The sequence below is a fragment of the Providencia stuartii genome (assembly GCF_029277985.1).
Classification (GTDB): domain Bacteria; phylum Pseudomonadota; class Gammaproteobacteria; order Enterobacterales; family Enterobacteriaceae; genus Providencia; species Providencia zhejiangensis.
This window is the reverse complement of the sequence record NZ_CP119546.1, coordinates 1,529,271-1,549,413: the sequence shown is the minus strand read 5'-3', so window position 1 is coordinate 1,549,413 and position 20,143 is coordinate 1,529,271. Positions and strand designations below refer to the sequence as shown.

16 protein-coding genes are annotated in these 20,143 nt (G+C 41.1%); 4 read left to right on the top strand and 12 right to left on the bottom strand.

Annotated elements, in window-relative coordinates; all coding sequences use genetic code 11:
• Positions 1-330 precede the first annotated feature (330 nt).
• Positions 331-1,146 (top strand): helix-turn-helix transcriptional regulator, encoded by an 816-nt coding sequence (locus tag P2E05_RS06635; protein WP_251463868.1) that lies wholly within the window; start codon positions 331-333, stop codon positions 1,144-1,146.
• 274 nt (positions 1,147-1,420) lie between these two features.
• On the opposite strand, the gene P2E05_RS06630 is transcribed toward P2E05_RS06635, so the two are convergent.
• From P2E05_RS06630 to xerD, 7 genes are all read right to left on the bottom strand, one after another.
• Entirely contained in the window at positions 1,421-4,609 is a 3,189-nt protein-coding gene (locus P2E05_RS06630) for a hypothetical protein (protein WP_276123060.1), read from the bottom strand.
• 26 nt (positions 4,610-4,635) lie between these two features.
• The gene (locus P2E05_RS06625) at positions 4,636-5,172 is read right to left on the bottom strand and encodes a hypothetical protein (protein WP_154625090.1); all 537 of its coding nucleotides are present in this window, start codon (positions 5,170-5,172) and stop codon (positions 4,636-4,638) included.
• Between the two features lie 629 nt (positions 5,173-5,801).
• Positions 5,802-7,319 carry a lysine--tRNA ligase gene (lysS, locus tag P2E05_RS06620; protein ID WP_154624309.1) on the bottom strand — a complete coding sequence of 506 codons (1,518 nt, stop codon included), beginning with the start codon at positions 7,317-7,319 and terminating at the stop codon, positions 5,802-5,804.
• A gap of 7 nt (positions 7,320-7,326) precedes the next feature.
• A protein-coding gene (gene prfB, locus P2E05_RS06615; RefSeq protein WP_154624310.1) for a peptide chain release factor 2 occupies positions 7,327-8,428 on the bottom strand; the annotation gives its coding sequence in 2 pieces (ribosomal slippage) (positions 7,327-8,349 and positions 8,351-8,428; 1,101 coding nt in all).
• A gap of 137 nt (positions 8,429-8,565) precedes the next feature.
• The gene (gene recJ / locus P2E05_RS06610) at positions 8,566-10,299 is read right to left on the bottom strand and encodes a single-stranded-DNA-specific exonuclease RecJ (RefSeq protein ID WP_276123059.1); all 1,734 of its coding nucleotides are present in this window, start codon (positions 10,297-10,299) and stop codon (positions 8,566-8,568) included.
• Between the two features lie 9 nt (positions 10,300-10,308).
• Positions 10,309-11,010, bottom strand: coding sequence for a bifunctional protein-disulfide isomerase/oxidoreductase DsbC (gene dsbC, locus P2E05_RS06605; RefSeq protein WP_154624311.1), 702 nt, complete (start codon positions 11,008-11,010; stop codon positions 10,309-10,311).
• Between the two features lie 19 nt (positions 11,011-11,029).
• On the bottom strand, positions 11,030-11,953 hold the full coding sequence (gene xerD, locus P2E05_RS06600; protein ID WP_154624329.1) for a site-specific tyrosine recombinase XerD: 924 nt from the start codon (positions 11,951-11,953) through the stop codon (positions 11,030-11,032).
• Between the two features lie 84 nt (positions 11,954-12,037).
• Here xerD and fldB point away from each other — a divergent pair, with 84 nt between their 5' ends.
• A complete protein-coding gene (gene fldB, locus P2E05_RS06595) occupies positions 12,038-12,556 on the top strand; it encodes a flavodoxin FldB (protein WP_154624312.1) in 519 nt (172 codons plus the stop codon).
• A gap of 44 nt (positions 12,557-12,600) precedes the next feature.
• Here fldB and P2E05_RS06590 read toward each other — a convergent pair whose 3' ends face one another.
• Entirely contained in the window at positions 12,601-13,011 is a 411-nt protein-coding gene (locus tag P2E05_RS06590) for a protein YgfX (RefSeq protein ID WP_163860914.1), read from the bottom strand.
• Entirely contained in the window at positions 12,992-13,258 is a 267-nt protein-coding gene (sdhE, locus tag P2E05_RS06585) for an FAD assembly factor SdhE (RefSeq protein ID WP_154624313.1), read from the bottom strand. The genes P2E05_RS06590 and sdhE overlap by 20 nt, the downstream gene beginning before the upstream one ends.
• A 253-nt stretch (positions 13,259-13,511) precedes the next feature.
• Here sdhE and ygfZ point away from each other — a divergent pair, with 253 nt between their 5' ends.
• Positions 13,512-14,501 (top strand): tRNA-modifying protein YgfZ, encoded by a 990-nt coding sequence (gene ygfZ / locus P2E05_RS06580; protein WP_196713358.1) that lies wholly within the window; start codon positions 13,512-13,514, stop codon positions 14,499-14,501.
• A gap of 11 nt (positions 14,502-14,512) precedes the next feature.
• The gene (locus P2E05_RS06575; protein WP_154624315.1) at positions 14,513-15,133 is read left to right on the top strand and encodes an HD domain-containing protein; all 621 of its coding nucleotides are present in this window, start codon (positions 14,513-14,515) and stop codon (positions 15,131-15,133) included.
• 96 nt (positions 15,134-15,229) lie between these two features.
• Here the strand turns inward: P2E05_RS06575 and gcvP are convergent, their stop codons facing one another.
• From gcvP to gcvT, 3 genes are all read right to left on the bottom strand, one after another.
• Positions 15,230-18,106: an aminomethyl-transferring glycine dehydrogenase gene (gcvP, locus tag P2E05_RS06570; protein ID WP_163860913.1), complete on the bottom strand. Its 2,877-nt coding sequence runs from the start codon at positions 18,104-18,106 to the stop codon at positions 15,230-15,232.
• A gap of 91 nt (positions 18,107-18,197) precedes the next feature.
• Positions 18,198-18,590: a glycine cleavage system protein GcvH gene (gene gcvH, locus P2E05_RS06565; RefSeq protein WP_154624331.1), complete on the bottom strand. Its 393-nt coding sequence runs from the start codon at positions 18,588-18,590 to the stop codon at positions 18,198-18,200.
• A gap of 54 nt (positions 18,591-18,644) precedes the next feature.
• A complete protein-coding gene (gene gcvT, locus P2E05_RS06560; protein ID WP_247047063.1) occupies positions 18,645-19,739 on the bottom strand; it encodes a glycine cleavage system aminomethyltransferase GcvT in 1,095 nt (364 codons plus the stop codon).
• Positions 19,740-20,143: the final 404 nt, after the last annotated feature.

Genomic DNA, 20,143 nt, shown 5'->3' with positions numbered 1-20,143 from the left:
TAAATCCCTTAAAATAGTTTTCATCCTGCCAAAACCTAATAACCAAAATAATAAACCAGCATAAACAAAATCAACAGATAATAAAAAAGGCAAGCTGTGTTAATATTCGTTATTTACGTCATAAATCTCAAAATAACTCGTAAAAACAACCTTTAGACACATTTATTAATATTTAGAATTAAACTGTGACACAAAAAAATGAGGTTTATATAATTTCAATCAATCAAAGGAAGGTGAATTTATATTTCACTGATTAAAACAACAAAGGTATTTAATATTAAATTAAAAAAATAACATTTGACTACATAGAATTAACATACAGGATGCGTCATGCAAAATGATAACAATGTGACTGATTGTCGTATAAAAAGAACCGCTATTAATAAAAATAGCTCATATTCTATTATAGAACGTCCCACAAAAGGATTACTTATTATTGAAAAAGGAACCTTAATATGGGAAAGTCCGACAACAATAGAAATGTTACACCCAGGTGATATTCTTTATCATCAACAAGGTTCATATGCTTTAAAAACTTTAGATTATGAATCTGAGTGTGAGTTTCTTTCAATATCCTTAGAAGATCAATTTTTGCGTGAGTTCATGAATCACTATGGTAGCCAATTAAGTGAAATTGAGCGCTCAGATAATAGTAGCCATGATGTGATTAAATTTACCACATCAGCCATTATTGATGACCTAAAGAATAGTTTTAAAAACCTTATTAAACAACAATGTCCACCATTACTGGAATCATTGCGTATTTCTGAATTTCTTTTGTTACTCTCTTATAGTGAGCAAGGATCACAACTACTTTCAAACCTAAGACAACTCACCAATCGACAGGCTGAACGTTTACAGAATTTTATGGAAAATAATTTTTTAAAGGAATGGAAACTTGCTGAATTTGCAAAAACCTTCGGTATGGGGTTAACAACATTTAAAGAATTATTTAATACTGTTTACTCAACCTCACCACGTTCATGGATTAGTGAGAAAAGAATTATGTATGCACACCAATTGCTCATCAACACTCAAATGAGTATTGTGGAAATATCAATGGAAGCGGGTTTTTCAAGCCAATCTTATTTCACCCAAAGTTATCGTAAACGCTTTGGATTTACACCTAGTAAATCGAGAAGTTAGCCAATTAATTTGAGTAACTAAACGACAAAGAATACATGCCCTGTCAGTGATAGCAGTGCCCATTCACTGTATACTGACAGAAAGGCACATCTTATGCCCATGTAATGAAACACAGCCTTTCTTATCCCACCAACGCTATTAGTTTAGAGGTGGACAGTCTATTAATTAAACCTTTATATCGCATCGATAATTTGTGAATAATATGTCTATCGATAACGTCATAAAAAAGGCCGTATTACTAATATGTAAACGGCCTTTTTTGATCTGTTATACGTTATTTAACGCTAATGATTTTTAAATCGATAATTGACATGGAGTTTGGTGGTATTTGTCCAGGTATACCATCAACCCCATAACCACCTTCCGGTTTGATATAAACCTTAACCATACCCCCTTCACCCGCCTTCTCAATAAATGAGTTCAACGGAACAGGTAACTCATTATAAGGTAATGTGACTGGATTCTTATCCGTATATAACACCGTCACGGTTCCATCGGTAAGCTGTTCACGCATAATAAATGTGATGTTTTTCTTCTTCACATTACTAATTGGCTTACCTTTTTGTAGGATCTTATAATACGTAAAGGCATCAAGTTTGCTATATTTCTGCTTGGTGATTTCTTCAATCATTTTTTGATTGCGTTTTTTATTTTCTTCCGCAATCGCATTGAGTTCTTTCTGTGTGAGTTGTTTTACAGATGGACGAACCACAGCAGCACCTGTAGACGATGGTTTTGCTTTTAGCTTATCGTTCTCTTCTTGAAGCTGCATCACCTTTTTATTCAGCTCCATAATTTGCGATTTCAGTGCTTCATCTGAAGATAAGAATTTTTGTTGCTTTAACTCAGATTGCAACGTTTTCAACTGTTCTTTCGCGGTTGCTAATTCTTTTTGCAATTGAGCACTATCAGACAGCTGCTTTTTCAATTTCTCTAATTCAGCACGCTGAGCTTGATATTTTGTATCAATCGTTTTCAGCTTTTCAGCATCTAATTTTAATGCACTGATTTGCTTATTAGCTTCAGCTAATCGTTTGTCAATTTCAACTGCCTGTTTATCTTTTGCAGTAACGTCGCTCTCAAGGCGCTGAATTTTTTGTTCACGCTCTTTAACTTGCTTTTCAATTTCTGCTTTTTGGGTTTGCAGTTGCTGCTGAGCGACTTTCAGTTCCGCTTCTAACGTTTTTTTCTGCTCTACTTGCGCTATTTGAGCAGCTAACATAATTTGCGATTTCGCAACCTGTTGTTCATGCTCTTTTAACTTGGCTTGCAACTGCTGATTTTGTTCCGCTAGCTGCTTCGCTGCTGCCTGCTGCTGTGCCAATGCCTCACGGGTCGCTTGGCTGTCAGCTTCCACTTTCTTCGACGCCTGCTCTTGCTGCTTCAATAACGCCACTTGCTGGTTCAGATCAGCGGTCAACGCTTTAACCTGTTGATCTGACGCTTGTGCCATTAACTGTTTTTGCTTCTCAACCTCTTTTTGCAGCTGTGCAACATCCGCATTAGCTTGCTTCAACTGCGCTTGCGCCGTCGCATAATTCTGTTCTTGTTGCGCTAATTTCGCTTGCAGTTGCTGTTGTGTTTTTTCGTTACTTGCAGACTGCTTCGCCAACGCCTCTTGTTCAGCTTTTTGAGATTGTAGCTGTTGTTGTGCAGCTTTTAGTTCTGCCTCTAACTTCTTCTTCTGTTCAGACTGTGCCATCTGTGCAGTCAACGTGGCTTGCAGTTTTGCTGCCTGTTGCTCATGCTCTTTTAACTTGGCTTGCAACTGCTGATTTTGTTCCGCTAGCTGCTTCGCTGCCGCCTGCTGCTGTGCCAATGCCTCACGGATCGCTTGGCTGTCAGCTTCCGCTTTCTTCGACGCCTGCTCTTGCTGCTTTAATAACGCCATTTGCTGGTTCAGATCAGCGGTCAACGCTTTAACCTGTTGATCTGACGCTTGTGTCATTAACTGTTTTTGCTTCTCAATCTCTTTTTGCAGCTGTGCGACATCCGCATTAGCTTGCTTCAACTGCGCTTGCGCCGTCGCATAATTCTGTTCTTGTTGCGCTAATTTCGCTTGCAGCTGTTGCTGTGTTTTTTCGTTGCTTGCAGACTGCTTCGCTAACGCTTCTTGTTCTGCTTTACCCGCTTTTAATTGTTGTTGCGCTAATTTTAGTTCAGCCTCAAAAGCTTTAGATGTTTCTTGCTGCTTAGCCAATTCGGCTTGAATATCACTATTTTGTTTTTGAGCTAACTGAAGAGCTGCTTCTTTTTGCTTCAGCAGTTCCTTCTGTTTTTCAAGGGAAGCCGTGACAAGTTTAACTTGTTCATCACTGCTTTTATTTAACCTATCGGCTTGTTCTTTTGCATCAGTTTCTAATTTAGCCAATTGCTCGGTTAATTGTTGAACTTGCTTCTGTGCATTTTCAAATTGTGATTGTGCTCGTACGAGTTCTTTATCTTTTTCTGCTAACTGCTTTTCAGCGGCTGTTTGCGCTTGAATACTGTTACTTAATTTCTTTTCAAGCGCGTCAATGGCCTGCTGAGCTTGCTGATTATTTAATGTCAGTTGTTCTAAACTATGTTGCTTTTCAGTCAGCGTATTTTTAACCGCGGTGAGTTCATCGGTGAGTAATACAATGGTTTCTTTATCATCAGTTGCATTTAGCTTTTCTCTTAATAAAGCAACCTGATTCTTGTTTTCAGTCAGCTGGTTATTAATGCGCTCTATTTCAAATTGCTTCTCAGCAATTTCATGGCTCAATTCCGCAACACTTTTATTATGTGCGATTAACTTTTCAACTAATTGCCTATCAGTTAAAAGCTGCTTATAAGCAATTAACTGACCAGCACCTTGAGCAGCACCAAACTTAAATAAGTGTGTTGACTGTTGTTGTGCTAATAAGTCAGCGAGCTGTTCTAAATAGTCGGTATTGTCACGTAATACATGGGTTGAGTATTTGGCGGAATAAAGCCCCAACGGATCCAAAACAAGCTGATATTTCGCAAAGTCTTTCGATAAATACTGGGGATGCCATTGCGTTGAATTAAAGAAATAAGGGTAGGAAGACAATAGCAAAGACTGGTGTGCTGAACCAGTTTGTTGTGCTGTTGTGTTTTCAGGTAATGGACATTCAGACAACGGCACCATTGTTTTTTCTGTTGGTTGTGTAACAACCTTTGTCGTCGTGACTTTTGGCTGAGTTTGTTTCGTTACCGAACCTTGTGCCTTAGGCTGAGTCCGTACAGACGTTTTTCCTTGCCCAACGTTTCTACCCGCCGCAGATTTGGATTTTTCTTTTGGCTCAGGCGCAAGTGGTAAAGATGAAAATGAGTCATAGCCCTGACTTTGAATATTCAGTGGTTTTTCAGGCAATTTTCCTTCCTGCTCTAATTGCAGGTAAGTGTCAAAGTCATCAATGACGTTATTAAAGCTATCCGATTTTGCTAATTGACTAAAAGTAGCCGAAAAAATGGCCAATGATATACAAAGCCTTAGGTTAATTCTCATAATCCACTAATTTTTTCCAATGTTGATTCGGTAGACAAGACTGAGTTATAACGAACTTTGGCACAAAGCACCTTTGTTTTAGCTTCTATTGCCATCTGTAATAATTCGATCGTATCTGGACTCGCTGTTGAGGAGACTTGTTTATAGAGTTGATTTATTTCGCTCACCTCTTTAAACGAACCAACTAAGCGATTGTAATCTGCTGGTGACAGTGTTTTTAAAGCATTAAGCTCTTTAATGCAGGTATTTAAATGTTGAAATGATTCTTGGTCATTTCCAGTGGCATTTAATCCCATCGAACGCTGTTCTGTCGGTTTTTTACTAATAGCCGAGTTTAAAGCAGACTGGGAATCAGCATAGGAATAATCCATATACTGCTGTTTTGTTTCAGAAGAATTAGAAGCAGATGCGGTTGAGGTTATCGCTTCCTTTTTCTCTGTATTATCCGTGTGATAGCCCAAAGAACAGCCAGAGAGCATCGTCGTCCCAACTAAAAGCAGAGATGCAACAATAAATTTATCTTTTAAAAACATATGGTTACCTTACCAGCACTTTTTCTTCGCTATTATAATGAGATCCAAGAAACCTAGTGTAAGCTAAAATTTATCTATTTTCTATAATCCCCAATCTAGAAATAGATTCATCTCATAAATTTTGGTTAATTATTTTAATCTTAGCATTAAATCAGAACTAACCACACTCTTTTTAATGTGACAATAAACTAAAGAACACTTAATTTGAGTTTTATAAATAATCACGACAACAAATTATCATCTTACAAACCGAGTGGTAACTTTTATTTGGTAAATGATCAGTTATCTCAAGCGAGTCGCTATAGGAAATTGATTTTTCGAATAAAGTAAAATATTTCAATTGAGAAATATTTTCTAACAAAAAAATAAATTGACAGCGTTACACGATTGGCATTGGCTTAAATAAATTACACTTAATATGTTATCAATATAATTTATATTGATTATGTGTTTTTACCTACTTGGGAATAATAGATAATCTATATCTATTACCATACAAATATATCACTCAATCAGTTTCACTTAAGTTACGATTTTATCGTGTTAGACGGTCTTCTTTTATGAATTAAATAGTTTGGGATGAGATAAAATTATGCCCAGAAATATCTGGGCATAATGATGGTATAAAATTAAGCTTTCGATGGGCGTAATGCTGGGAATAAAATAACATCACGAATAGTATGGCTGTCGGTAAACAACATCACCATACGGTCAATACCAATGCCTAACCCAGCAGTTGGTGGTAAACCATGTTCTAATGCCGTCACATAGTCTTCATCATAGAACATTGCTTCATCATCGCCTTCATCTTTATGACGAACTTGTTCAGCAAAACGTTCCGCTTGGTCTTCTGCATCATTCAACTCAGAGAAACCATTACCGATTTCACGGCCACCAATAAAGAATTCAAAACGATCCGTAATAAACGGATTGTCATCATTACGACGTGCCAAAGGCGAAACTTCCGCTGGGTATTCAATGATAAACGTTGGCTGGATCAAATGACTTTCAGCAACTTCTTCGAAAATTTCACACTGAACACGTCCTAATCCCCAACTCTTTTCAATCTTAATACCAAGAGATTGTGCAATCGCAACCGCTTTATCCATGTCATCCAAATCGGCAACATTGGTTTCAGGACGATACTTGCAAATGGCTTCTTTCATTGTCAATTTGGCAAATGGTTTGCCAAAATCGAACTCTTGATCACCATATTTCACCACGGTGTTACCAAGTACTTTTTGCGCTAGCGTACGGAATAATTCCTCGGTCAAGTCGATCAAGTCGCGATAGTCCGCATATGCCATATAGAGTTCCATCATAGTGAACTCAGGGTTATGACGTGGTGATAAACCTTCATTACGGAAGTTACGGTTGATTTCAAACACACGCTCGAAGCCACCAACAACCAAACGCTTTAGATATAGCTCAGGCGCAATACGCAAGTACATGTCAATATCAAGTGCATTATGGTGGGTAATAAATGGACGAGCAGAAGCACCACCAGGAATGACCTGCATCATTGGTGTTTCAACTTCCATAAAGCCTTTGCCTACCATAAAATTGCGTAATTCGGCCAAGATTTTAGAACGAACCATGAAGGTATGGCGTGATTCATCATTAGCAATTAGGTCAAGGTAACGTTGACGATAACGAGTTTCCTGATCGGCTAGACCGTGGAACTTGTCTGGTAACGGACGTAATGCTTTGGTTAACAAACGCACTTCGTGGCAGTGAACGGTTAATTCACCTGTTTTGGTTTTAAATAAGCGACCTTTTGCACCTAAAATATCGCCTAAATCCCATTTCTTAAATTGTTCGTTATAAACGCCTTCCGCTAAATCATCGCGAGAAACATAAATTTGAATACGACCACCCACATCTTGCAGTGTCGCAAATGATGCTTTCCCCATAATACGGCGCGTCATCATACGGCCCGCAATGGCAACTTCGATGTTTAAATCTTCGAGTTCTTCTGCGGATTTTTCATCGTACTGTGCGTGGATCTTATCCGACGTGATATCACGACGGAAATCATTTGGGAATGGAACCCCTTTTTCACGTAAAGTGACCAGTTTTTCTCTACGTGTTTTTAATTCGTTATTCAAATCGGGGGCTTGTTCTGCGCCCTGTTGTTGCTGAGACATTTTTTCCTCACAGGCCAGCTTTCAAGCTAGCTTCAATGAATTTATCCAAATCACCATCCAGTACGGCTTGCGTATTTCGCGTTTCCACACCAGTACGTAAATCTTTAATACGTGCATCATCAAGGACATAAGAACGAATTTGGCTTCCCCAACCAATATCCGATTTATTCTCTTCCATCGCTTGTTTGTCAGCATTCTTTTTCTGCATTTCCAGTTCGTACAGCTTCGCTTTCAACTGGCGCATAGCTTGATCTTTGTTTTTATGTTGCGAGCGGTCATTTTGACACTGGGTCACAATATTGGTCGGTATGTGGGTAATACGTACCGCTGATTCTGTTTTGTTGACGTGCTGCCCTCCCGCACCAGACGCACGGTACACATCAATGCGTAAATCAGCTGGGTTAATTTCGATATCAATATCGTCATCAACTTCTGGGTAAATAAATGCTGAACTAAATGAAGTATGACGACGCCCACCAGAGTCAAAGGGACTTTTACGAACTAAGCGATGAACACCGGACTCGGTTTTAAGCCATCCGTACGCGTAATCCCCAATGACTTTAATTGTTGCGGATTTTAAACCGGCAACGTCACCGTCTGACTCTTCAATAATTTCTGTTTTGAAACCTTTCGATTCAGCCCAACGGAGATACATACGCATCAGCATACTTGCCCAATCTTGCGCTTCCGTACCACCAGAGCCGGCTTGTAGATCGATATAGCAATCGGCACTGTCATATTCACCAGAGAACATCCGGCGAAACTCAAGTTGTTCTAATTTGCCCTGTAGCTGATTTAGCTCTTCACCCGCTTCATTAAAGGTATCTTCATCATCGGCTTCAATTGCCAGTTCAAGTAAACCTTCCACATCTTCAAGGCCTTGAGTCAGCTGATCGATAGTATCGACGATAGCTTCAAGCGATGAGCGCTCTTTACCTAACGCCTGTGCTCTTTCAGGCTCATTCCAAACATCAGGTTGTTCAAGCTCTGCGTTAACTTCTTCTAAGCGTTCTTTCTTGGCATCATAGTCAAAGATACCCCCTAAGAACCGCTGTGCGCTCAGACAAGTCCTGAATCTTACTTTTTACTGGGTTTATTTCAAACGTCATTTTTCAATGTCTTATGTTTGGTCGTTATAAATAGAATGAATTCTTTAGAAACCGTCAATTATAACGAAATTTCCGCAAAGTTTATAGCACCATGAAAATCAATATTGCAATAAACACGCTCGGCTAAGGTAAACGCATTATTCGGGCCAAATATGTTCAATCATTAATTGCACACTCTTTTGCCCTCGAAACTCATTCACATCAAGTTTAAACGCTATCTTAGCGCGTTTGACACTATGGTCAGGCCACCGCCGTACATCGATATTAAACATAATGGCATCGAGCATCGGCCCACCACTGACAGGTTCTAACATCAATTTAAGATGACGCTCACCGACGATTCGTTGTTGTAAAAGTTGAAAGTGCCCATCAAACACAGGCTCGGGGAATGCTTGCCCCCACGGGCCACTTTCACGTAACAACTCTGCTGTTTCTAGCGTGTACTCATTCTGTTTCAATTCACCATCACTCCAGACCACACCGGCTAATTGTTCAGGATGAATGAGCTCCCCCATTAATAACTCAAAATGGTGCTTAAATAATTCAAATTTAGTTTCCTCAAGGCTTAGCCCGGCAGCCATCGCATGTCCACCAAATTTTTGCATAAGTCCAGGCTGTAAGGTATTTAAACGCTCTAATGCATCGCGCATATGCACACCGGGCACTGAGCGTCCAGAACCTTTGAGAGTGCCATCTCCTGCGGGCGCAAAAGCAATGACGGGACGATGGTATTGTTCTTTAATTCTTGAAGCCAAAATACCCACCACACCTTGATGCCATTCGGGGTGATAAATCGCCAGACCATTCGGTAGCTGGCTGTCTCCATACTCAATTTTATTAAATAAAACAGAGGCCTCTTGCTGCATACCCACTTCAATTTCGCGTCGAGCTTGGTTCAAACCATCCAGTTCGTTAGCCAGTTCTCTCGCATAAGCCATATCATCAGTCAGTAATAATTCAATACTGACTGACATATCATCCAAACGCCCTGCCGCATTCAATCGAGGACCTAACGCAAAACCAAAGTCATTGGCGACTAGGCGAGAACATTCTCGCTTTGAGACCTCAATAAGCGCTTTAATGCCCGCACAGCAGCGCCCTGCTCTTACTCGGTTTAATCCTTGATGCACTAAAATACGGTTATTTGTATCAAGAGGCACCACATCGGCAACCGTTCCAAGCGCAACTAAGTCTAAATATTCGGCTAAATTAGGTTCTTTTAGGCCTTGCTTAACAAACCAGCCTTCTTGTCGTAATTTCGCTCGTAATGCTGACATCAGATAAAATGTGACCCCGACTCCCGCTAAGGATTTAGAGGCAAACTGGCAGTTTTCTAAATTAGGATTAATGATCGCATCTGCCTTGGGTAACGTTTCTCCAGGTAAATGGTGGTCGGTAACTATCACTTTAATATCAAGTTGATGGGCAAATTCGACCCCTTCATGTGAGGAGATACCATTATCAACGGTAATGATAAGGTCGGCCCCTCGATGATGGGCTTCCTCCACGACTAAAGGGGTTAATCCATAACCATTTTCAAATCGATTTGGCACAATGTAATTTAGGTTTGCATACCCCATCGCTTTCAAGGCGCGAATCGCGAGTGCGGTACTCGTTGCACCATCAGCATCGAAATCACCAACAATCGTGATAACGCGATGGTTTTCGAGTGCGTCATACAGCAGTGATAGCGCATGATCGATACCTGATAATGCACGGTAATCCAATAAGTTAGCCGCTTTACGTTCTAATTGAGCAATATCGGTAATGCCTCTATGGGCATAAACTCGCTGAAGGATCTCAGGAAAACCGTCCAATGTTTTCATGTCATCCGCGAGTGTTCGCCGTTGTAAAAAAGTTTCTACATTCACGATAGTTAACTATTTTTGTTCGAGTATTTTTAAAAGATCATCAGGGGCTAAATAACCTGAAAGCAGCTGGCCATCAGGTAAAACAATCGCTGGTGTACCTGTCATTTTAAACTGGCTACCGAGTTTCATATGTTTACTGAGATCAATTTTACAGTCATCAATGATCGCCACTTCATCGCCCTTAAATGCTTTAGTTAACGCATTCTGAGGCAATGCGTTACACCAAATTGATGCCATCTGTTTTGCTGACTCATGATTTAAACCTTGTCGAGGATATGCGAGGTAGCGTACTGTCACGCCTTTATCATTGAGTTCACCCACAGACTCATGAAGTTTTTTACAGTAACCACAGGTGATATCGGTAAATACCGTCACGACATACTTCTCTTTCGGTGCCTTAAATACAATCATTTCATCTTTTAATGCATCAGCCTTTTTCAGCAACGGCTGATTCGAAATATTGACTGGCACTTTGCCGCTTAAATCATAAATCGGTCCTTGCACCAGATATTTACCATCATCAGTGACATAAATAATGCCATCTGAGGTATCGATTGTGTTTAACCCCACGATTGGCGATGGCTTAATTGATTCCACAGATATGTTATACCTTGCCAGTTTTTCTTCGATAACCTTATCGTCAGTTGCAGCAGGTATCGATGTGGAAAATGTCGCAATGCAAGCTGCCCATAATAATAATTTACGTTTCATAATTATCCTTTTACGCACACTACCCCCGTGGGTGGTGTTGCTCATGTAACACGCGCAAACGTTCTGTTGCGACATGTGTATAAATTTGTGTAGTAGAGAGATCACTATGTCCTAACAACATTTGCACAACGCGTAAATCTGCGCCGTGATTCAATAAATGGGTCGCAAATGCATGACGTAGAACGTGGGGTGATAATGCTTCAGAATCTATATTCGCAATCACAGCATAATGCTTAATACGGTGCCAAAATGTCTGGCGCGTCATTTGAGTGCCACGTTTACTTGGAAATAGCACATCGCTAGCCTTGCCGTTCAGTAATTCAGGTCTACCTTCTTGAATATATTTTTCCACCCAATAAATAGCTTCTTCTCCCAATGGGATCAACCGTTCTTTATCGCCCTTCCCGACGACGCGAATAACACCTTGCCGCAAACTCATATCAGAGAATGTTAACCCGACCAGCTCAGAAACACGTAACCCACAGGCATACAGGACTTCAAGCATTGCCTTATCACGAAGCTCCAGTGAATCTTCAATTGCTGGGGCATTCAGCAAATCTTCAACTTGTTGTTCGCTTAAATCTTTTGGCAAGCGCTGCGGTATTTTAGGTGCTGCAATCACCGCTGAAGGGTCATCGTTCCGTATTTTTTCACGGCATAAATATTGAAATAACCGACGAATCGCGCTCAGCAAACGCGCTGAACTTGCTGCTTTATAACCACTATCAATGCGTTCAGCCAGAAAAGTTTGCAAATCTATCGATTGAACATTTTCTAAATGCAATTGGTTCGCGTCTAACCATTTATCGAGTGATTGCAAATCTAAACGATAAGATGCTAAGGTATTTTCAGCGAGATCCTGTTCCAGCCAAATTGTATCAAGAAACTGCTCAATTAATGGATTAAGTTGTTTTATTTCCACGCTACCTGTGTTCCCCTTCATCATTACCACACAATCGAGTCTGCCCGAATAGCATTCATTCTGTTACAATACCTCTCTACTGCAATGAAAACTAGTTACATTAACATGAAAATAGGTCTCTTTTACGGTTCTAGTACTTGTTATACCGAAATCGTCGCTGAAAAAATACGCGATATCCTCGGCGACGATTTAGTGACATTACATAACGTCAACGACACACCTCCTGAATTAATGGAACAGTATGACACCTTAATTTTGGGGATCCCTACGTGGGATTTTGGTGAAATACAAGAAGACTGGCTAGCCATTTGGGATGCACTTCCCAAACTTGATTTGAACAACAAGATTGTTGCCATGTATGGGATGGGCGACCAAATTGACTATAGTGAATGGTTTCTCGATGCACTCGGTATGCTTTACCACCAGCTAAAACCAACAGGGGTTAAATTTATCGGTTTCTGGCCACTCGATGGTTATGAATTCGAAAGTCCTAAACCATTGACTGAAGATGGAACACAATTTGTTGGTTTAGCGTTAGATGACGTTAACCAATTTGAAGAAACCGATGAGCGTATTGCCAAATGGTGTATGCAAATTTTAACCGAGCTGGAACAATTATTATAACTATCTAATAGTTATATTTTCTATTACTGCAATATTATCTAAGATTAAATATCTGGATATTGCAGTAATAGTTGATTTAAATTACGCCAGCTTTCTTCAGATAACGCATCCTTTGCTATCCATAAGCGGATTTTTTGTTGCTTACCTTGTAGTGCACTTAGCGTCAATAATATACCAACACGACTACACCACGGTTGCTTAATAATATTCCACTCGTTTTTTTTCCATTGCACCTTGTTGCCATTCACGAGCACTGCGGTGCCTTTAATTTTACTGATACTTTTTTGGCTTTTAGCCCAACTTGCAATCACAATGGCAAGTAAAGGTAACCAGACCATGGAATTACCTGGCGCCCACGGTGCTACCAATAAAATAAAACCTACCAGCCCGTGTGCACAGGTTGAAAAAAGTTGTGTCTTCCATGAAATGGAAAGATTAGATTTCCACAGGACCACGATTTTTATTTCTTTCCTGAATCAATTTAACCATACCAAACAACTCTTCATCATCTGGACGCCCGTGATTCATTAACCAGTTAAATAGGTCTGGATCAGCGCACTCAAGTAAACGGACGAAAGTCTGTTTGTCCTTATCGGAAAGGCTATCATACTCATACTCAAAGAATGGCATGATGGAAATATCCAATTCACGCATACCACGGCGGCAAGCCCAATGAATTCTTGCTTTGTTCTCTATATCCATTCCGTTACGACCTTACTTTGTTACATTTAACTGATAAGATTGATTATTTTCAACACTCTAACAGATAATCGATTAGGAAAACATGACCTATAGTACAATGTCGCTAATTTCCATGCCTCATGGCGCTTTTATCTAAGAATGATAATTAAAAATATTGAATAATTGATGGTGCATCATAATAACTACTTGCAATTTTATCCAGCTCTTTTACCATTAACCACCTTCTGATCAGAAAGAAAAAACAGGTGAAATCATGACTACTGAAGTTGCTCACTCTCAACAATTCCCCCTCGATTCTCAGTCTTTACCACTTATATTGATTTCACTGGAAAACTGGGGGCTGATTCACTCACATGGCCTTGATGCTGAAAAATACCTTCAAGGGCAAGTGACTGCCGACGTGGCCGCATTGACACCCTCTCAACATACCTTAACCGCCCATTGTGACCCAAAAGGTAAAATGTGGAGTAATTTACGTCTATTCCACCATCTTGATGGCTTTTCTTATATCGTAAGAAACAGCCTCATCGAGAGCCAGTTAGCGGAACTGAAAAAATACGCGGTTTTCTCAAAAGTGACCTTTGAACAAAAAAATGATTTGAAGCTACTTGGTATTGCCGGAGAAGGCGCTAAAGAGGCACTCGCTCGTGTGTTCAGTACCCTCCCCGATGCTGAAAATCAAGTTGTCGTTGATGGAGACTCTACGATCCTTCACTTTGCACTCCCCAGAGAACGTTTTCTCGTTATTACTGGCAATGATTCTGCCGAGAAAATATCCAATGCACTCAATGCTCCTATGGTAGGCGATGACCAATGGCTTTCTTTAGACATTGAAGCAGGGTATGCAATTATCGATCAAGCAAATAGCGCGCAACACCTGCCACAAGCTACCAACCTACAAGCACTGCCTTTCGGAATTAGCTTTAAAAAAGGGTGTTATACCGGACAAGAAATGGTCGCTCGTGCGAAATTCCGCGGTGCAAACAAACGCGCGATGTATTGGCTAAAAGGCAACTCAACCTCCGTACCTGCGATTGGTGAAGGCGTTGAATGGCAACTTGGTGACAAGTGGCGTCGTACAGGCACAGTGCTTGCCGCAGTCAAATTAGCAAATGGTGACGTCAACATTCAGGTCATTATGAATAATGACATGGAAGCAGACAGTGTCTTTCGTGTTATTGGTGATGAAAACAGTCACCTGACTATCCAGCCACTCCCATACTCTTTGGAAGAAGAACAATAATTGAGGTTTTTATGTCATCAGTAACAGGTAATAAGCCAGTAGACGTGTTAAATTTTGGCGATTTTACCGAAGTGATCCAATTCTTAATGGAATTGGATAAGCTAAAAAGTGTTTATCGCAAAAACAAGTTGCTCAACAATGAAAGACAAGAAAACACAGCGGAACATAGTTGGCAATTCGCGATGGCAGCGATGAGCTTTGCCCCTTATGTGAAAGGGGTGAATGTTGATCATGCCATCAAATTAGCCTTGGTTCATGATGTGGTTGAAATCGATGCTGGTGATGTACTGGTGTATGATGTTGCCGCACGAGAAGCAATCCGCGAACAAGAGGTAAAAGCGGCTGTTCGTATTTTCGGCCTGCTTCCCTCTCCGCAAAATGAACAATTTTTAGCCTTGTGGAATGAATATGATGCGGCTGAAACGTTAGATGCTAAGTTTGCCAACGTCATTGATAGAACCATTCCAATGCTTTTAAATTTACATAACCAAGGGCAGAGCTGGGTTGAAAATAATATTCGTCTTGAGCAAGTTATCGCTCGAAATGAGTTTATTGAAGAGGTTTTCCCTGAGTTTTGGGAGCAGTTGTTACCACAATTAAAAATTGCTCAACAAAAAGGCTGGTTATTGTAAGCCTCTCTTAAAATAACAAGACCCCCAATCATTGATTATTCAACGATTGGGGGTCACTTCTAATAGACTACTCGCTTGTTACTGCCAGCAGACTGACTAAATATAATCTTCAATCGGCACACACGAACAGTGCAGATGACGATCGCCATACACATCATCCAAACGTTTCACGGCAGGCCAATATTTGTTAGCTTTGGTTGCTGAAGTCGGGAACACCGCCAACTCTCGACTATAAGCATGTTCCCATTGCTCAACAAGCTCTGTTTGAACATGTGGAGCGTTCACCAAAGGGTTATCCTCTAGGGTCCACTCACCATTAGCGACTTTGTCAATCTCATTACGAATCGATAACATTGCTTCGATAAAACGGTCAATCTCAACAAGGCTTTCAGACTCCGTTGGCTCAATCATCAAGGTTCCCGCAACAGGGAATGACATCGTTGGCGCATGGAATCCATAATCGATCAGACGTTTTGCGATGTCTAATTCACTGATCCCTGTATCCTTCTTAATCGGGCGCAAATCAACGATACATTCATGCGCGACATAACCATCGCGACCGGTATACAGGATGTCATAGCGACCTTGTAAGCGTTTAGCTATATAGTTTGCATTTAAAATAGCGACCTGACTCGCTCTTCTCAAACCGTAGGAGCCCATCATGCGGATGTACATCCAGCTGATAGGTAGGATAGAAGCACTGCCAAATGGAGCTGCTGAAACGGCGCCTTGTTCCGTAACCATCTCGTGCTCAACCACGGAATGCCCCGGTACAAATGGCGCTAAATGTTTTTTCACACCGATGGGTCCCATGCCCGGTCCACCACCACCATGAGGAATACAGAACGTTTTGTGTAAATTCAGGTGGGAAACATCGGCACCAATATAGCCCGGTGTTGTCAGACCAACTTGAGCGTTCATGTTGGCACCATCAAGGTACACTTGCCCACCAAACTGATGAACGATTTCACAAACCTCTTTAATACTCTCTTCGTATACCCCATGCGTTGACGGATAGGTCACCATCACACAAGAAAGATCAGCACGATGTTTTTCCGCTTGTTGACGTAAATCTGTCAGGTCAATATTGCCTTCGTCGTCACACCGCACCACCACGACTTCCATACCCGCCATATGTGCCGATGCAGGGTTGGTACCATGCGCTGAGGCAGGGATCAAACAAATGTGACGATGACCTTCATTTCGACTTTCATGATAGCGTCGGATAGCCAATAGCCCCGCATACTCACCTTGTGCGCCGGAGTTAGGCTGCATACAAACCGCATCATACCCTGTCAACTGAACAAGCCAATGCGATAGCTGTTCGATCATTTGATGGTAACCTTGCGCTTGTTCTGGTGGGCAGAAAGGATGCATTTCACCAAATTCAGGCCAAGTGATGGGTAACATCTCAGCCGCCGCATTCAGTTTCATGGTGCAAGAACCTAATGGGATCATCGCCTGATTCAGCGCTAAATCTTTACGCTCTAAGCTATGCATATAGCGCATCATTTCCGTTTCACTGTGATAGCGATTGAAATTTGGATGTGACAAAATCACATCATTTCGTTGCATTGCAGGGCTAATCGCACTCTCAGCAGATGCAACCTGCTTATCCAGTTTTTCGAAATCTAACTTTTGCTCACTACCCGTGATAATAGTGAATAACTCATTCAAATCTTGTCGTGTAGTTGTTTCATTAAAGGTAACACCTACAGCGCCATGAATATCACTACGCAAGTTAACTTTCGCTTTTTCTGCACGTGCGAGAACAGCTGCTTTATCTGCAACTTCGATAGATAAGGTATCAAACCAGCTGTGATGGCGTAACGTAACCCCCGCATCCTCTAACGCTTTAGCAAAAATAGACGTAAAACGATGAATGCGTTCTGCAATCAATTTTAACCCTTGTGGGCCATGGTACACCGCATACATAGCCGCAATGTTTGCTAACAGAACTTGAGAGGTACAAATATTTGAGTTCGCCTTCTCACGACGAATATGCTGTTCACGAGTTTGCATCGCCATACGTAATGCCGTGTTACCCGCCGCATCACGAGATACCCCAATAATACGACCGGGCATGGCACGTTTATATTCATCACGACAAGCAAAGAACGCAGCATGTGGGCCACCATAGCCCATAGGCACACCAAAACGTTGCGCCGAGCCAAATACGATATCGGCCCCCTGTTTTCCAGGAGCCGTTAACACTACCAGAGCCATCATTTCAGCCGCGACACAGCTAATAATCTTACGCGCTTTTAATTTAGCCAACAGCTCGCTGTAATCATGCACCTCACCTGTCGACCCAACTTGCTGTAATAAAGCGCCAAAAACACCCTCGTGCTCAAGCACTTTTTCTGCTTTATCAACAATCACTTCAAAACCAAATGTGTTCGCTCGAGTACGGACTACATCCAATGTTTGAGGGTGAATATCATCTGCGACAAAAAAACGTTCAGCTTCTTTCAGTTTACTGATCCGTTTTGCCATTGCCATTGCTTCTGCGGCCGCTGTCGCTTCATCTAAGAGGGAAGCGGACGCTAGCTCTAAGCCAGTTAGATCAATGGTTAATTGTTGGAAGTTTAACAAGGATTCTAAACGACCTTGAGAAACTTCAGGTTGATAAGGGGTATACGCTGTATACCAACCCGGATTTTCCAGTAAGTTACGTAAAATCACAGGCGGTAAAATGGCTGGGGCATACCCCATGCCAATATAATTTTTATAACGTTTATTCAGGCTTGCAATCGCTTTCAACTCGGCAAGTGCTTCTTGTTCCGTCGCACCACTGCCTACTCTGGGCGGTTCAGCTAATAAAATCGCTTTCGGGACAATATCGTCCGTTAATGCATCAAGGGATGTGGCCCCCACAGTGTCCAACATGGTTTTTACTTGTTGTTCTGAAGGACCGATGTGGCGTTGAATAAATTCCGAACGGTTTTCTAATTGACTCAGAGACATCGTCATATCTATGTTCCCATTCCTAATATCTGCAACAACAGGGTTGGTATAAAAGCAAAACGCCCCGTAATACAGTCATTACGGGGCGTTAGTTGTGTTATTCGTCTTCTTCGAGTAACGCAGAATAAGCATCTGCATCTAACAAATCAGCTAATTCTGACTCATCAGAGATTTTTATACGGAAGATCCAACCTTCTTGGTAAGGCTGTTCATTGACTAACTCTGGAGAGTCACCAAGAGCTTCGTTAACTTCAATGATTTCTCCACTTAGTGGAACATAAATATCCGATGCCGCCTTAACAGATTCTACAACCGCACATTCACTACCAATATCCACCGAGCTTCCCACTTCAGGTAGATCGACAAACACCATATCACCTAATAATTCTTGTGCATGCTCAGTAATACCTACGGTGTATACACCATCACCTTCATGACGGACCCACTCATGTTCACGGGTATATTTCAGCTCAGCAGGAACATTACTCATCATCAACCTCACTCTTATTTACAAATTTTTTAGATAGATAGGATTTAACTCGTCTTAAACAAGCGCCTTTCCTTCCCGAACAAATCCCGGTTTTACCACCTCAACTGGCATTTCTCGGTTACGTATTTCAACAATAGCTTTATCTTGTATTTCTTTTGGTACACGCGCCAAAGCAATACTAAAACCGAGCGTTGGCGAAAAAGAGCCGCTAGTAATGACGCCTTCTTGTAATTTGCCTAGATCGTCAGTAAAACGTACCGTTTGACCCGCCCGTAATATGCCTTTTTCACGCATTACGATACCAACTAGTTTTTCTGTGCCTTGTTCTTTCAACTTCTCTAATGCTTCACGCCCAATAAACTGGCGCTCTTCAGGTTTCCAAGCAATCGTCCACCCCATATTGGCGGCCAGCGGTGAAATGCTTTCATCCATATCTTGGCCATATAAGTTCATACCGGCCTCAAGACGTAGCGTATCACGAGCCCCTAATCCTGCTGGATGCACACCGGCTTTAACTAGCTGACGCCAAAAATCAATCACTTGCTCTTTCGGTAAAGCGATTTCATACCCTTTTTCGCCCGTATAACCGGTTGTCGCAATGAACAAATCATCAACTTGAATACCATAGAAAGGTTTCATGTCAGCAAGTTGTGCACATTGCGCTTGAGTCAGCAGAGAGTGAACTTTTTGTTGTGCTGTAGGGCCTTGAACGGCTAATAGCGCAAGATCATCACGAACGTGAATAGAAACGGCATATGATTTAACATGCTCTTCAATCCATGCAATATCTTTATCACGGGTTGCAGAGTTGACGACAAGACGATAAAAGTGATCATCAAGATAATAAACGATCAGGTCATCAATCACGCCACCAGAGGCATTTAGCATGCCGGTATAGAGTGCTTTTCCCTTATCAGTCAGCTTGGCAATGTCATTTGCCAAAAGATAGCGAAGGAAATCACGGCAACCTTCACCATGTAAATCAACAATAGTCATGTGGGAGACATCAAACATCCCAGCCTCGGTTCTCACTAAATTATGTTCATTGATTTGTGAACCGTAGTGCAGTGGCATCATCCAACCATGAAAGTCCACCATTTTCGCACCGCAAGCAATATGTTCATCATATAGCGGGGTCTGCTTTGCCATGAATACCCTCTTTACATTTGAATAAGATAGGGTGAGCGTTACTCTTTTTTATGCAGAGAAAAGACCTATGACTCCACAACCAATAACGCTACGCAAACGATAACATCTTATTAAAAACTACCACTGTTTTTAGTAAGAAACCATTAAAAAAAATAGGGCTACCGATACTCTGTATTACTGATTACAAGGGATATAATCCAGCTAAATTTGTTAAAAAATTGAGAATGATCACTCAATACCACCATATTTGGTGTAAAAGAGTAGACTTAATCAACGTGTGTTCACAGAAGTTAGCGAAAAATCAATCTTAACACTCAGTCATAAAATTAGTAAAACTAATCCGAAAACTGATTGTAATTAGAATTTCTCAGTCATTGACAATTAAATTAATGATGACATTAAAA

Coding starts and splice junctions, on each gene's coding strand:
- gcvT (WP_247047063.1), bottom strand. CDS start 19,739: ATGGCAAAGCAGACCCCGCTATATGATGAACATATTGCTTGCGGTGCG.
- sdhE (WP_154624313.1), bottom strand. CDS start 13,258: ATGGATATAGAGAACAAAGCAAGAATTCATTGGGCTTGCCGCCGTGGT.
- dsbC (WP_154624311.1), bottom strand. CDS start 11,010: ATGAAACGTAAATTATTATTATGGGCAGCTTGCATTGCGACATTTTCC.
- gcvH (WP_154624331.1), bottom strand. CDS start 18,590: ATGAGTAATGTTCCTGCTGAGCTGAAATATACCCGTGAACATGAGTGG.
- gcvP (WP_163860913.1), bottom strand. CDS start 18,106: ATGACGATGTCTCTGAGTCAATTAGAAAACCGTTCGGAATTTATTCAA.
- ygfZ (WP_196713358.1), top strand. CDS start 13,512: ATGACTACTGAAGTTGCTCACTCTCAACAATTCCCCCTCGATTCTCAG.
- P2E05_RS06625 (WP_154625090.1), bottom strand. CDS start 5,172: ATGTTTTTAAAAGATAAATTTATTGTTGCATCTCTGCTTTTAGTTGGG.
- P2E05_RS06575 (WP_154624315.1), top strand. CDS start 14,513: ATGTCATCAGTAACAGGTAATAAGCCAGTAGACGTGTTAAATTTTGGC.
- lysS (WP_154624309.1), bottom strand. CDS start 7,319: ATGTCTCAGCAACAACAGGGCGCAGAACAAGCCCCCGATTTGAATAAC.
- xerD (WP_154624329.1), bottom strand. CDS start 11,953: ATGAAGGGGAACACAGGTAGCGTGGAAATAAAACAACTTAATCCATTA.
- P2E05_RS06635 (WP_251463868.1), top strand. CDS start 331: ATGCAAAATGATAACAATGTGACTGATTGTCGTATAAAAAGAACCGCT.
- fldB (WP_154624312.1), top strand. CDS start 12,038: ATGAAAATAGGTCTCTTTTACGGTTCTAGTACTTGTTATACCGAAATC.